Origin of the sequence: Streptomyces sp. NPDC014991 (assembly GCF_043080665.1) — a bacterium.
Lineage (GTDB): Bacteria > Actinomycetota > Actinomycetes > Streptomycetales > Streptomycetaceae > Streptomyces.
The window spans coordinates 121,502-135,463 of sequence record NZ_JBIBVY010000002.1; the positions used below are offsets into that span (position 1 = coordinate 121,502).

Consider the following 13,962-nt stretch of genomic DNA (forward strand, 5'->3'; position numbering starts at 1 on the left):
CGCGCCGGCCCGGCGCCCGACAGGGGGGGCCGCGCGGGGGGCGGGGGGGGGACAACCCCCCGGCCGGCCCCCCCCCCGCCCCCCCCCCGGGGGGGGGGGCCCGGGGGGGCGGGGGCCCCCCCCCCCGGCGCCGGACGGCACAGCGGGTGACTCCTGTCACAACTCCCCGCCGCGCCAGGGAAATCGGTGTCCGAATAGCCCAGAGGGAATTTGCGAACCGCCGATCTCTTGTTACCGTTCCAGTAGCCCGGTTGCTGGTGCATCCCCCGTCGCCAGCAACCGGGTCTTTCCATGTCCGCACCCGGTGTACAGCGCGCCGGCGGACGTCGACTGCCCCAGGCGCGCTACGAGTTGCTGCCCGAGCGCAACAGCAGCGCCCCGCCGGTGCCGTGCGCGGCGAACTCGGTGACGGCCGTGTAGGCGTCCGGTGCGCCCCGGTTGGGTTGGCGGGGCGTCTCACAGGTGGCGGGCTCGTCGCCGGCGCCCGTGACACAGCGCATCTGCACGGTCCGGCCGCCCGGCCCCATCAGGCTCAGCACGGAGTCCAGCGACTCGCCGGTGGCGTTGCGGTAGTAGGTGCGCGCCCAGGTGTCCGCGCCCTGCGTCAGCACACAGGTCTGCGCCTCGATGCCGCCGGGCGAGGTGAGTCCGGGACCGCAGCGGGCGGCGGTGGCGAGGCCCAGGCCGAGCAGGAACGGGGAGCGGCCGGAGTGGGCCGTGCGGACCTTTGCGTCGCCACGCGACGCGGCCGGTACGGCCGCCCGGCCGGTGCCGGCCCCCTGTCCCGCCGACGCCACCGCCAGCGGCAGCGCGGCGACGGCCGCGACGACGCTCAGGAGGGCGAGCAGACGAAGCGTGCGGCCGTCCGGCCCGCCGCGGAACGGCTGGCGGGCGCTGTGTCCCCGGGAATGACGCGGCATGGGCCGAACAGTACGAGTGGACGGGGCCCGTCCGCCGCGTCCGCGCCCGACATCCCCTACAACTCGGGTGCGCTCACACCCGTACGAGTGAGGGCGTCGACCACGGCGTCCACCACGGCCTCCACGTCGGGCACCCACGGCGAGGCCGAGCCGGGCAGCGGGGCGCGCTCCCAGCGGACGGCGCCCTGGCCGGTCTGAGACGGGGGCAGGGCGACATAGCCGCCCTCGCCGTGGAAGCGCAGGGAGCCGGGAACGAAGTCCTTGGCGTAGAGCAGTTCGCCGAGCTGCTCCATGGAGTACGGCTTGACCAGCAGCGCCCACCGGGCCGGCGCGGCGATCACCGGGCCCAGCCGCATGCCGCGCCGGTCGAGCAGGGCGAGCGCGCGGGAGGCGGCGAGCGCCGGCAGGCTGACCGCGCAGGGCGCCTTGCCGCCGGTGGCCATGATGACCGGTGCGCCCGGCCGGTTGGTCCACCACCAGCGCACCAGGCGGGCGTCGGTGGTGGCCGCGAGGAGGCCGGGGTCGAAGGGGTGCGCGCCGGGCACCGTGCACTCCGGGTCCGGGCAGGCGCATCGGGCCCGTCCCTGTGGGTCCGGGGCCACACCCGGGAGTACGGGCCACTGCCATTGCGTCGCGAAGGTGAGGGCCGCGCTGATCAGCTCAGACTGCCCGCCCTTCCGCCTGGACAGGAGCCTGCGTCGCCTTCCGAGGATCTCGCGCATGAGCGCTCGTTCCTTTCCGTTGCACCGCTGGCAACACCGTCGTTTACGTCACACCATGTGTCGATCTCTTCACTGTGCGTACCTGTTGGCGCATCACACCCCTGCGCACGGCAAGGGGATCCCCAGGGGGTCGAGCGTTGGCCGCGTCCAAAGTGCGTCTATCACATGCGCGGCTGCGGCATGGGGGTGGCGAAGTCTGGCGTTTCGCCGTCGCGCGTGGTTCTTCCGCCTCCGCCACGGGAGGATGGGGCTCGGCCGTCGGTGACTATGACGCCCGGGTCCGTCGCCAGGTTCCGGGCGGTCCCCCACCACCCCTGGCCTTCTCCGAGTACGTACCCATCACGACCGCTGTGACGCTCTGTGGAGCAAGGGCAGTCGACCGCAATGAACCCATACCTGAGGCAGTTTTTAGCCAACTTGCCAGTAAGGCAAGGAGTTCGGGAAAAAACCTCGTCCGCCCCATGGACACCAGGAATCCCCGCAGGACAATGCTGGACATCCCCTCACGAGTGCGTGTACATGTGGAGACACTGCCAGCGGCGCAGAATGACATGGGGGTTTGCGATGCTTCTGAGCTATACGCACCGGTCTGAAAGCCGGACACCATGAACGCCCCGCACCCTCCGAAAGTGGCCGGAATCGATCCGACAGTTCCCACGCCCGCCCACACTGTCGCGCCCGCCTCTCCCGCCTCCGGCCCCGGTCCCGCCCCGGGCACCGCCTCCGTCCCCGCTCCCCACCCGCCCGCGCCCGGCACCGTCCTCCAGGACCGGCTGGCCGCCTGGGTCTCGGACCTCACGACCCTCCACGAACTCACCGAGCGCCTGACGCGCACCGGCGCCCTGGATCCCGCCCTGCACGAACTGCTGGGCGCCGGGGCGTCCCTCGTCGGCGCCCACCGCGGCCTGGTCGTCCTCGACCCCGGCGACGGCCTCGGCCCCCGCACCACTCTCGGCCTCGGTCTCGGCCGCGCCGACCTCGGCCTCATCGAGACGGTGCCGCACTGCGCCCTGCCGTACGACACGGGCGGCGGCGCCGAGATCGTCCACGCCGACCTGCTCGCCGAGGACGGCCTCGACCCCCGCCACCGCGAGGTGGCCGCCCGCCTCGGCTACGCCGCGAGCTACTCCCTGCCCCTCGCCACCGGGCCCGCCGGCCGCCTCGGTGCCGCCGTCTGGTTCTACGACGAACCCGCCGAGCCGCACGAGCGGCAGCGCCACCTCGCCGGCCTGTACGTCCGGCACGCCACCGAACACCTCGCCCGGCTGCTGGAGGTGGAGCGCACGCGCGCGTGCATGGCGACCGTCACCGAGGAGCTGCTGCCCTCCCGGCTGCCCCGGGTGGCCGGCGTCCAGCTCGCCGCCCGGCACCGCACCGGCCCGCGCGGCGGCGGCGACTGGTACGACGCCCTGCCGCTGCCGGACGCCGCGCTCGGCCTGTCCGTCGGCTCGGTCACGGGCTCCGGGCCCAGCGCGGTGGCCGCCATGGGCCGGCTGCGCGCCTCCCTGCGGGCGTACGCCGTGATGGAGGGCGAGGACCCGGTGGCCGTCCTGTCCGACCTGGAGCTGCTGCTGCGGCTGACCGAGCCCGCCCGCTCGGCCACCGCCCTGTTCGCCTTCTGCGAGCCCGCCCTGCGCAAGATCACCCTGGCCGGCGCCGGACACAGCCCGCCGCTGCTCATCGGGGAGCGGCGCACCGAGTTCGCCGAGACCTCGGTCTCCGCCCCGCTCGGCATGCTCGCCTGCTGGGAGGCGCCGAGCGTGGAGATCCAGGCGGAGGCCGGGGAGACGGTCCTGCTCTACACCGACGGGCTGCTGCACCGTACCGGCGACCCGATGGACCGCGCCTTCGCCCGGCTGCACGCGGCCGCCGCGGGCGTCCCGCGCGCGGTGCGCCACGATCCGGGAGCCGTCGCCGACCACGTCCTGCGCACGGTCCTGCCGGACGGACCGGACGCGGCGGACAGCGACGAGGACGTCGTCCTGCTGGCGGCCCGCTTCGAGTGAGCCCCGCGCCGGACCGGCATGACCGGGCATAACAGGTCATCCGGCCCCGGTCCGCCCGCGGTACGACCGTACGATGATGGAGGTCCCCGCTCGGCCACGAGCAGGAGCGTCGCGGGCCCCGGGGGATCACATGGCGTATCGAGGAGGATCCGTGTCCGACGAGCTCAACCCGGCTGTGCCCGACTCCGCTACCGCGGAGGGCCCCGAGACCGAGTCCGACGAGCCCATCAAGCAGCGGAAGAACGGCCTGTACCCGGGCGTCTCCGACGAGCTGGCCGAGAACATGAAGTCCGGCTGGGCCGACACGGAGCTGCGTGACCTGGAGCCGGTCGAGCAGGCCGGGCACACCGCCCGCCGCCGTGCCGCGCTCTCCGCCCGCTTCCCGGGCGAGCGCCTGGTGATCCCGGCGGGCAACCTGAAGACCCGCTCGAACGACACGGAGTACCCCTTCCGCGCCTCCGTCGAGTACGTCTACCTCACCGGCGACCAGACCGAGGACGGCGTCCTCGTCCTGGAGCCCACCGCGGACGGCCACCAGGAGACGATCTACCTCCTGCCGCGCTCCGACCGCGAGAACGGCGAGTTCTGGCTCTCCGGCCAGGGCGAGCTGTGGGTCGGCCGCCGCCACTCCCTCACCGAGTCCGAGGCGCTCTACGGCATCCCGGCCGCCGACGTGCGCGAGCTGACCGAGCGGCTGCGCGAGGCCACCGGCCCCGTCCGCGTGGTGCGCGGTCACGACGCGGGCATCGAGGCGGCCCTGACCGACAAGGTCACCGCCGAGCGCGACGAGGAGCTGCGCGTCTTCCTCTCCGAGGCCCGGCTGGTCAAGGACGAGTTCGAGGTCGGCGAGCTCCAGAAGGCCGTCGACTCGACGGTCCGCGGCTTCGAGGACGTCGTGAAGGTCCTCGACAAGGCCGAGGCGACGAGCGAGCGCTACGTCGAAGGCACGTTCTTCCTCCGCGCGCGCGTGGAGGGCAACGACGTCGGCTACGGCACGATCGCCGCCGCCGGCCCGCACGCCTGCACCCTGCACTGGGTCCGCAACGACGGCCCGGTCCGCTCCGGCGACCTGCTCCTGCTCGACGCGGGCGTGGAGACGCACACGCTGTACACCGCCGACGTCACGCGCACGCTGCCCGTCAGCGGCACGTACAGCGAGATCCAGAAGAAGATCTACGACGCCGTGTACGAGGCCCAGGAGGCCGGCATCGCGGCCGTGCGGCCGGGCGCCAAGTACCGCGACTTCCACGACGCCGCCCAGCGCGTGCTCGCCGAGAAGCTCGTCGAGTGGGGCCTGGCCGAGGGCCCGGTCGAGCGCGTCCTGGAGCTGGGCCTTCAGCGCCGCTGGACGCTGCACGGCACCGGCCACATGCTGGGCCTGGACGTCCACGACTGCGCGGCCGCCCGCGTGGAGACGTACGTCGACGGCACCCTGGAGCCGGGCATGGTGCTCACCGTCGAGCCGGGCCTGTACTTCCAGGCCGACGACCTGACGGTTCCGCAGGAGTACCGGGGCATCGGCGTCCGCATCGAGGACGACATCCTCGTCACGGAGGACGGCAACCGGAACCTGTCGGCCGGGCTGCCGCGGCGGTCCGACGAGGTCGAGGCGTGGATGGCCGCCCTGCAGGGCTGACCCGTACGAACAGGACGATGATGGCCGGGCGCCGCGGTGGTGCCCGGCCATCGGCATGGGGGGGCGGGCGCGCGAAGGTCTCACGCGCCCGGGGGGGAGGGTGTGCGTGGACGGTCACCGGTCCGGCGTGGGCGTGGACCTGCATCTCGAACCCGACACGGCGGACGGGCGCCGGGCCGGGCTGGAGCGGGCCCTGCGGGACGCCGTGCGGGACGGGCGGCTCGCCCCCGGCACTCGGCTGCCGGCCACCCGGCGCCTCGCGGCGGAACTGGGCATCTCGCGCGGCACCGCCAAGGCCGCCTACGACCAGCTCGTCGCCGAGGGCTACCTCACGGCCCGGCAGGGCTCGGGCACCCGGGTCGCCGAGCTGCCGGCCGTACAGGCGCAGCGGCCGGAGACGTCCGCGGGCGCGCGTGCGCCGCGTTTCGACCTGCGCCCCGGCAGCCCCGACGTCGGCGCCTTCCCGGCCGCGGCCTGGCTGCGCGCGCTGCGCCGCGCCATCGCGACGGCACCCTCACTGGCGTACGACTACGGCGACCCGCGCGGCCGGACCGAGCTGCGCACCGCGCTCTCCGGCTACCTGGGGCGGGCGCGCGGGGTGTTCGCGCCACCGGAGCGGATCGTCGTCACCTCCGGATACGTGCAGGGCCTGGCGCTCCTGACGCGGGTACTGGACGGCGCCGCGGTCGCCATGGAGGACCCCGGGCTGCCCTTCCACCGGGAAGTGGTGCGGCGCAACGGCGGGACGGTGCTGCCCGCCCCGGTCGACACGGACGGGGTACGGCCCGGGGAGCTGGGCGAGGCGGCGGCGGTGGTGGTCACGCCGGCCCACCAGTACCCGACCGGGGTGACCCTGCACCCGGAGCGGCGCCGGGCGCTGACCGACTGGGCACGCGCGCGGGGCGGGCTGGTCGTCGAGGACGACTACGACGGCGAGTTCCGCTACGACCGGCAGCCGGTGGGCGCGTTGCAGGGGACGGCGCCCGGCCAGGTGGCGTACCTGGGCACGGCTTCCAAGACCCTCGGCCCGGCGCTGCGACTGGGCTGGATGGTGCTGCCGCCGCACCTGGTCGACGCGGTCACCGACGCCAAGCTGCACAGCGACCACCACACCGAGACCATCGGCCAGCTGGCGCTCGCCGAGCTGATCGACAGCCACGCGTACGACCGGCACGTGCGCGCGTGCCGGCTTCGCTACCGGCGGCGCCGGGACCAGCTCCTCCACCGGCTGGGGGCGCACCGGAGCGTCCGTGGGATCGCGGCCGGGCTGCACGCGCTGATCGAGGTGCCGGACGAGGCCGAGGTGCTGGCCCGCGCGGAGGCGGAGGGACTGGCGCTCGGCACCCTCGGCGGCCACTGGCACACCCCCGGCCCCGGCATGCCGCAGGGCCTGGTCGTCGGCTACGGCACGCCCCGGGAAGGGACGTACCCGCAGGCGCTGGAGGCGCTGGCGCGGGTGCTGGGAACCGGCGACTGAACCGGCGGGCGCCGGCGAGGGCGCGCGCCGGCACCGGGCGCGGGCCGGGGCCCTCGTGGTCCCACCCGCGTGCCTGCCGGCTGTCCGGGCCCGCCTCACACGCGCCGGCCGCCGTCGCACGCGTCCCGGTGGCCTGCCGCGTCAGGCCGTGAGCAGGGAGGGGTCCTTCGTCCACTTGAGGATCTTGTCGAAGCTGACCACCGTCCCGCCCCGGCCCGACTTGGGCCCGATGTGGACGTGGTCGGCGAGTTCCCGGATCAGACACAGACCGCGGCCGTGCTCGGCGTCCGGGCGGGCGGGCCGGATGTCCTGGGTACGGACGCAACCGGGCCCCCAGTCGGCCACCTCGATACGGCACTTCTCGCCGTCGAGGTACGCGGTCACCCGGTACGCCTCCGAGGCACCGGGCGCGGTGTCCCCGCCGTGCTCGACGGCGTTCGCGCAGGCCTCGCTCAGGGCGACGGACAGGTCGTACGAGATCTCCGGGTCGACGCCCGCCGTCTCCATGGTGCCGATCAGCAGCCGCCGGGCGAGCGGCACGCTCGCGGCGTCGCGCCGCAGATGGAGTGACCACCAGATGCTCATGCTCCAGCCTCCCGGCCGCGGCTCGACATACCGTTACCTATTGCCGCCTGTAGGCACCCGTAAGCACAGCGTGGGCGTGACGCCGCCCATACAGTCGATGCGCCGGGAGAGGATTCGGTGTATGAGGGGAGGGCTCGGCCGCCCTGCCGTAGGTGCCCGGCGGGCGCAGTGCGATGATGACCCCGCCATGACTGCCCCCCACCCGCGCACGGCGCGCCCCGGAGCCGGGCTCCGGATGCTGCGGGCCGCGGTGTTCGCCGCGGTCTGCGTCGCGCTGGCCGCGGCCGGGCACACCCTGGCCTCCTGCGCGCGCCTGCCGCTGTGGACGCTGGGCGCGGGCTTCCTCGGCTCCCTGCTGCTGGTGGCCCCGCTCGCCGGGCGGGCCCGTTCGCTGCCGGGTATCACCGCGCTCCTCGCCCTCGGCCAGACCGTGCTGCACACGCTGTTCGGGCTGGGCCAGCACGGGGCCGTGGCGGCCTCCGGCGGGATGACGATGACGTCGATGGCGTCGTCCGGGCCGGGGGCCTCCGCCGGCGGAACGCTGAGCGACAGCGCGCTCGTCGAGCGGGCCGCACACCTGGTGTGCGGCTCGGCCCCGTCGTCCCTGACGCCGGGGCACGCCTTCCGGCTGCTGCTCGACGCGCGCCTCATCGACCGCGCCGGCCGGCCGACGGGCGCCCTGCCCGCCCTGCACCACGCGCACGACGCCACCGGCTCCGCCACGGGGCTGCTGCCCTCGCTGCCGATGCTGCTCGGCCACGTGCTCGCGGCCGTCGCCGCCGGCTGGCTGTTGCGCCGCGGGGACCTCGCCGTGCTGCGGCTGATCGAGCTGTCGGCGCACGGAGTCGCGGAGGGGGCGCTCGTACGGTCCCTGCGCGCGGCGCTCGCACTGGCGCACGCCCTGTGTGTCGGGCTGCTGCCCGCCGTCGAGCCCGGCCCGCGCGGCCGTCGTACCGACCGCGACGAGGCCCCGGCCCCGCACACCGCCGCCCTCCAGCACACGGTGATCCGACGCGGCCCGCCCGCCGCCGCGTTCCTCCTCGCCGCCTGACGCGACCCCCGCTCCACGGACCCCGGTGGGCCGCCGACACGCGGCACGCGCGCGTGCGTCTTTTTCCAGCGGTCCGGCCAACACGCCGGCCACGCACGCGCGTATTCCTCTTCACCACCGGATCCGAATCAGAGTGGAGTACTTCCTTCCATGAAGGCTTCTCGTATCGCCGCCGCCGCTGCCGTCTCGGGCTCGGCCGTCCTCGTCCTCTCGGCTCCCGCTTTCGCGCACGTCAGCGTGCAGCCGGAGGGCACCGCGGCCAAGGGCGGTTACGCGGTCGTGGACTTCAAGGTCCCCAACGAGCGTGACAACGCCTCGACCACCAAGATCGAGGTCAACCTCCCGGCCGACCACCCGATCGCCTCGGTGATGCCGCAGCCGATCCCCGGCTGGAAGATCGACGTCACCAAGTCCACGCTCGCCAAGCCGCTGACGATGCACGGCGAGAAGATCGACGAGGCCGTCACCAAGGTGACCTGGACCGCCGACGGCGGCAAGGGCATCGCTCCCGGCTACTTCCAGAAGTTCCCCCTCTCCCTGGGCGCCCTGCCCGAGAACACCGACCAGCTGGTGTTCAAGGCGGTGCAGACGTACTCGAACAAGGAGGTGGTGCGCTGGATCGAGGTGCCGCAGAAGGGCGAGGACGAGCCGGAGAACCCGGCCCCCGTCCTCGAGCTGACGGCCGCCTCCGGCGACGACCACCACGGCACGACGGCCGCCGCCGACGACGACACGGACGGCAAGAGCGGGAAGACGGCCGCCGCCGGGGACTCCGGCAGCGGCAGTGACACCACCGCGCGCGTGCTCGGCGTGATCGGCATCGTCGTCGGCGTCGCGGGCGTGGCCTACGGCGTCCTCGCGGGCCGCCGCCGCACCGCCTGAGCCCCTTTCCCCAGCGCGCGCCGGGCGTCGTACGACGCTGTCCGCCGGCCCCGGCCGAGGACGCCGTCCTACGACCCCGGTGCGCGCCGGGATCAACACATCTGGGACATTTTCCTATGCGCAAGAAGACGTTCGCCGCGGCCGTGATGCTCGCGGCCGCCACCCTGACCCTCTCCGCCTGCGGCACCGGCGACGACGGTGACGCACCGGTCGCCGTCGTCTCGGGAGGGTCGGACGCGGGCAAGGCCGCCACCGTTCTCGACCAGCCGTTCACGAAGCCGGACCTGGTCCTCACCGACACCCACGGCAGGAAGTACGACCTCCGCAAGGAGACCGAGGGCCACCCGACCCTGCTCTACTTCGGCTACACCCACTGCCCCGACATCTGCCCCACGACGATGAGCAACATCGCCGTCGCCCAGAAGACGCTGCCCAAGGGCGAGCAGAACGATCTGCGGGTCGTGTTCGTCACCACCGACCCCGGCCGCGACACCCCCGCCGAACTGGGCAAGTGGCTGAAGGGCATCGACCCCCGGTTCATCGGCCTGACCGGCGACTTCGCCGCCGTCAAGGCCGGGGCCCGCTCGGTCGGCATCTCGGTGGAGCCGACGACGAAGGACAAGAACGGCAAGCTCGTCTCGGTGCACGGCACCCAGGTCATCGCCTTCTCCCCGAAGACGGACGCCGGTTACGTCCTCTACGGCGAGGACACCACGGTCGACGACTACAGCCGGGACCTGCCCAAGCTCGTCAGGGGAGCCAACCCGTGACGCGCAGCAGGGCCGTCCTGGCCGCCGGTGCGCTCGCCGGCGCCCTGGCCCTCACGGGCTGCTCCGGGTCCGGTTCCGCCTCCGGGCCGGACCGGGCCGAGCTGTCCGTCAGCTCGCCCTACATGCCCCAGCCGGTCTCGGCCGACATGGCCGCCGGCTTCCTGACGATCACCGACAAGGGCGGCACCGGGGACGAGCTGACCGCGGTCAGCAGTGACGTCGCCGGCCAGGTGACCATGCACAGCACGCAGGGCGGCACCATGACGGAGAAGTCTTCCTTCACGGTGCCCGCCCACGGCCGGCTCGTGTTCGAGAGCGGCGGCAACCATCTGATGTTCGAGAAGCTGCGGCGTGCGCCGAAGCAGGGCCAGACGGTCACCGTGAAGCTCACGTTCGCCCGGTCGGGGCGCCTCACCGTCGAGATGCCGGTGGAGTCCGCCACGTACCACCCGTCGACCGGCCACTGAGGGAGGGAACACCGTGACCCGGACCATCACCCCCCGCCTGCGGTACCTGGTGCTGCTGTTGCTCGCCGTCACCGGCGCGCTGCTGGCGGGCGCCGGACCGGCCTCCGCGCACGCGGCACTGACCGGCAGTGACCCCGCACAGGGGGTGGTGGCCGACAAGGCACCCACCCAGGTGTCGCTCACCTTCTCCGAGAAGGTGGCGATGAACGACGACTCCCTGCGCGTCCTGGATCCCAGGGGCAAGCCGGTCCAGACGGGCAGCCCCGCGAACATCAGCGGAACGACGTACGCCGTGCGGCTCAGGAGCGGCCTCGGCAAGGGCACCTACACCGTCACCTACCAGGTCGTCTCGGCGGACAGCCACCCCGTCTCCGGTGCCTACACGTTCTCCATCGGCGCGCCCTCGCGGACCGTCGTGCAGAACACGGGACCGGCCGCGGGCGGCGGAGTCGTGGGCGCGCTGTACGCGTTCGGACGGTACCTGTCGTACGCCGGTTTCATCGTTCTCGCCGGTGGTGCGGCCTTCGTCCTCGCCTGCTGGCAGCGCGGCGCGGGCGTACGGGCCCTGCAACGGCTGGTGGCCGGCGGCTGGGTCGCGCTGACCGCGGCCACCCTGTGGCTGCTGCTCCTGCGCGGCTCGTACACCACCTCCGGCGAGTTCGCCGACGTCTTCGACCTCGGTCTGCTCGGCCAGGTGCTCCAGACCAAGACCGGTGCCGCACTGGTCTCCCGGCTGCTGCTGCTCGCCGCCGCGGCGCTGTTCGTCGCCGTCCTCTTCGGTACCTACACCCGGCGCGAGGAGCAGCGGGAGAAGCGCGACCTGACCTTCGGACTCGCGGTCGGCGGGGGCGTCGTCGCGGCCGGCCTGGCGACCAGCTGGGCGATGGCCGAACACGCCTCCACAGGGCTCCAGCCGGGCATCGCCATGCCGGTCGACGTCGTCCATCTGCTGGCCGTCGCCGCCTGGCTGGGCGGGCTCACCGCGCTGCTGGTCGCCCTGTACCGGGCGCCCGCCGAGACCCCGGTCGGGGCAGCCGCCGTACGGCGGTTCTCCCGGGTCGCCTCCGGCTCCGTCCTCACGCTCGTCGCCACCGGCGTCTACCAGTCCTGGCGGCAGCTCGGCTCCTGGTCGGCGTTCACCGACACGCGGTACGGGCAGCTGCTGCTGGTCAAGATCGGGCTGGTGGCGCTGCTGGTCGGCGTCGCGGTGGTGTCCCGGCGCTGGACGGCCCAGCTGACGGACCCGGCCGTGCGGGCCGGAAAGGCGCAGAAGTCCCGGGCCAGGGAACAGGTCACCGCATCGCGGGCGGCCGGTGGCGGCAAGGGCGGCGGTGGCGGCACCGACGCCGGGGCCGGCGGCACGGCGGCGGGGGAGGGCAAGGGGACCACGGGCGACGCTGAAGGGGCCGACGACGGCTCCGATGCCGCTTCCGGGTCCGGATCCGAGCCCGAGTCCGGATTCGAGTCCGGGTCCGAGTCCGAGTCCGGGTTCGAGTCCGGGTCCGGGTTCGAGTCCGAGTCCGAGTCCGGTTCTGGTTCTGGTCCTGGTTCCGGCGAGGGTGACTCCCGGCGGGCCGCCCAGCTCGCCCGGCAGCGCGCGGCCGTCGACGCCACCCGGCGCAAACGGCTGCGCGATGCCGACCCGCACCGCTCCGGCCTGCGCCGCTCGGTGCTCGCCGAGACCGGGGTCGCCCTGGTGCTGCTCGCCGTCACCACCGCGCTGACCCAGACCGAGCCGGGCCGCACCGAGCAGGAGGCCAAGGCCGCCACCTCGGCCACGTCCGGCTCCGCCGCCTCGGCCTCGTCCGGGGCGCTCACCCTGGACATGCCGTTCGACACCGGCGGCACCGACGGCAAGGGCGTCGTGAGCATCGACCTCGACCCCGCGCGCGTGGGCGGCAACGAGATGCACGTCTATGTCCAGCGTCCCAACGGCCGGGCCTTCGACGTCCCGGAGGTGAAGATCTCCTTCACGCTCGAGGCGAAGAAGATCGGCCCGCTGCCCGTGACCCCCGACCACATCACCACCGGTCACTGGTCGGCGAGCGAGGTGCAGATTCCCATGGCCGGCGACTGGACCGTCGCCATCACGGTCCGCACCTCCGACATCGACCAGACGACCGTCTCCAAGCGCGCGCAGATCGGCTGAACCACCATGCCCGACCAGTTCCTCCCGCAGAGCCGTACGCCCGGCACACCGGTGACCGATCGCGTGTCCGGGGCGCGCGGTGTCTCCCGGCGCGCCCTGCTCGGCACGGCCGGTGCCACCGGGCTCGTGCTCGGCGCGGCGGGCGGCGCCGTGGGGTACGCCGCCGCGCCCGCCCAGGCCGCTCCGCTGTCCTCGGTGGGCTCAGGCCGGGCGATGTTTCACGGGAAACATCAGCCCGGCATCACCGAGGGACTTCAGGCCTGCGGCCACCTCGTCGCCTTCGACCTGACGGCGGGCGCGGGCCGGAAGCAGGCGACGGCCCTGCTGCGCCGCTGGTCGGCGACGGCCGAACGGCTGATGGCGGGCGAGGCCGCCCCGCACGACGACACCGGTGTGGCCCGGGACGCGGGTCCCTCCTCACTGACCCTCACCTTCGGTTTCGGTCGCAGTTTCTTCGCGCGGACCGGTCTGGAGAAGCAGCGGCCCGGCGCCCTCGACCCGCTGCCGGACTTCTCCTCCGACCGCCTCGACAGGGCGCGCAGCGACGGCGACCTGTGGGTGCAGATCGGCGCGAACGACGCCCTCGTCGCCTTCCACGCCCTGCGCGCGATCCAGAAGGACGCGGGCTCCGCCGCGCGGGTGCGCTGGCAGATGAACGGCTTCAACCGCAGCCCTGGCGCCACCGCCCACCCCATGACGGCCCGCAACCTCATGGGCCAGCTCGACGGCACCCGCAACCCCGAACCGGCCGACACCGACTTCGAGAAGCGGATCTTCGTACCCGCGTCGGGTGAACCCGCGTGGATGGCGGACGGCTCCTACGCCGTCGTACGCCGCATCCGCATGCTCCTGGACGACTGGGAGAAGCTGTCGCTCACGGCGCAGGAGCAGGTCATCGGGCGCCGCAAGGCCGACGGGGCGCCGCTGTCGGGGGGCGAGGAGACGACCCCGATGGACCTGGAGAAGACCGACGCCCACGGCGAGTACGTCGTCCCGCTCACCGCGCACGCCCGGATCACCCGGCCCGACCGGAACGGCGGCGCGACCATGCTCCGGCGCCCCTTCTCCTACCACGACGGCATCGACCCGGACGGCACGCCCGACGCCGGCCTCCTCTTCATCTGCTGGCAGGCGGACCCTCTGCGCGGCTTCGTGCCCGTGCAGCGCAAGCTCGACCGGGGCGACGCGCTGTCGAAGTACATCCGTCACGAGGCGAGCGGCCTGTTCGCCGTGCCGGGTGGCGCGGCCGAGGGCGAGTACGTGGGACAGCGACTGCTGGAGGGCTGACCGCGTACGC

12 protein-coding genes are annotated in these 13,962 nt (G+C 73.8%); 9 read left to right on the forward strand and 3 right to left on the reverse strand.

Annotated elements, in window-relative coordinates; translation table 11 throughout:
- Window positions 1–344: 344 nt before the first annotated feature.
- Together ACF1BE_RS04600 and ACF1BE_RS04605 are read right to left on the reverse strand one after the other, a co-directional pair.
- A complete protein-coding gene (locus ACF1BE_RS04600; protein ID WP_392197499.1) occupies window positions 345–920 on the reverse strand; it encodes a hypothetical protein in 576 nt (191 codons plus the stop codon).
- 56 nt (window positions 921–976) lie between these two features.
- Window positions 977–1,642, reverse strand: a complete 666-nt coding sequence (locus ACF1BE_RS04605) for a bifunctional DNA primase/polymerase (protein ID WP_392197500.1) — start codon at window positions 1,640–1,642, stop codon at window positions 977–979.
- A gap of 605 nt (window positions 1,643–2,247) precedes the next feature.
- On the opposite strand from ACF1BE_RS04605, the gene ACF1BE_RS04610 reads away from it, so the two are divergent.
- The 3 genes from ACF1BE_RS04610 (at window position 2,248) to ACF1BE_RS04620 (ending at window position 6,761) form a co-directional block, all read left to right on the forward strand.
- Window positions 2,248–3,648: a SpoIIE family protein phosphatase gene (locus ACF1BE_RS04610; protein WP_392197501.1), complete on the forward strand. Its 1,401-nt coding sequence runs from the start codon at window positions 2,248–2,250 to the stop codon at window positions 3,646–3,648.
- Between the two features lie 151 nt (window positions 3,649–3,799).
- Complete coding sequence (locus tag ACF1BE_RS04615; RefSeq protein WP_392197502.1) at window positions 3,800–5,284, forward strand: aminopeptidase P family protein; 1,485 nt, start codon at window positions 3,800–3,802, stop codon at window positions 5,282–5,284.
- 106 nt (window positions 5,285–5,390) lie between these two features.
- The gene (locus ACF1BE_RS04620; RefSeq protein ID WP_392197503.1) at window positions 5,391–6,761 is read left to right on the forward strand and encodes a PLP-dependent aminotransferase family protein; all 1,371 of its coding nucleotides are present in this window, start codon (window positions 5,391–5,393) and stop codon (window positions 6,759–6,761) included.
- A gap of 141 nt (window positions 6,762–6,902) precedes the next feature.
- On the opposite strand, the gene ACF1BE_RS04625 is transcribed toward ACF1BE_RS04620, so the two are convergent.
- The gene (locus tag ACF1BE_RS04625; protein ID WP_392197504.1) at window positions 6,903–7,346 is read right to left on the reverse strand and encodes an ATP-binding protein; all 444 of its coding nucleotides are present in this window, start codon (window positions 7,344–7,346) and stop codon (window positions 6,903–6,905) included.
- A 187-nt stretch (window positions 7,347–7,533) separates the two neighbouring features.
- On the opposite strand from ACF1BE_RS04625, the gene ACF1BE_RS04630 reads away from it, so the two are divergent.
- The 6 genes from ACF1BE_RS04630 (at window position 7,534) to efeB (ending at window position 13,952) form a co-directional block, all read left to right on the forward strand.
- Window positions 7,534–8,397 carry a hypothetical protein gene (locus ACF1BE_RS04630; RefSeq protein ID WP_392197505.1) on the forward strand — a complete coding sequence of 288 codons (864 nt, stop codon included), beginning with the start codon at window positions 7,534–7,536 and terminating at the stop codon, window positions 8,395–8,397.
- 150 nt (window positions 8,398–8,547) lie between these two features.
- On the forward strand, window positions 8,548–9,279 hold the full coding sequence (locus ACF1BE_RS04635; RefSeq protein WP_392197506.1) for a YcnI family protein: 732 nt from the start codon (window positions 8,548–8,550) through the stop codon (window positions 9,277–9,279).
- 116 nt (window positions 9,280–9,395) lie between these two features.
- Entirely contained in the window at window positions 9,396–10,049 is a 654-nt protein-coding gene (locus ACF1BE_RS04640; protein ID WP_392197507.1) for an SCO family protein, read from the forward strand.
- Entirely contained in the window at window positions 10,046–10,516 is a 471-nt protein-coding gene (locus tag ACF1BE_RS04645) for a copper chaperone PCu(A)C (protein ID WP_392197508.1), read from the forward strand. Before ACF1BE_RS04640 ends, ACF1BE_RS04645 begins: the two co-directional genes overlap by 4 nt.
- A 13-nt stretch (window positions 10,517–10,529) precedes the next feature.
- The gene (locus ACF1BE_RS04650; RefSeq protein ID WP_392197509.1) at window positions 10,530–12,665 is read left to right on the forward strand and encodes a copper resistance CopC/CopD family protein; all 2,136 of its coding nucleotides are present in this window, start codon (window positions 10,530–10,532) and stop codon (window positions 12,663–12,665) included.
- Window positions 12,666–12,671: 6 nt separating this feature from the next.
- Entirely contained in the window at window positions 12,672–13,952 is a 1,281-nt protein-coding gene (gene efeB, locus ACF1BE_RS04655) for an iron uptake transporter deferrochelatase/peroxidase subunit (RefSeq protein ID WP_392197510.1), read from the forward strand.
- Window positions 13,953–13,962: the final 10 nt, after the last annotated feature.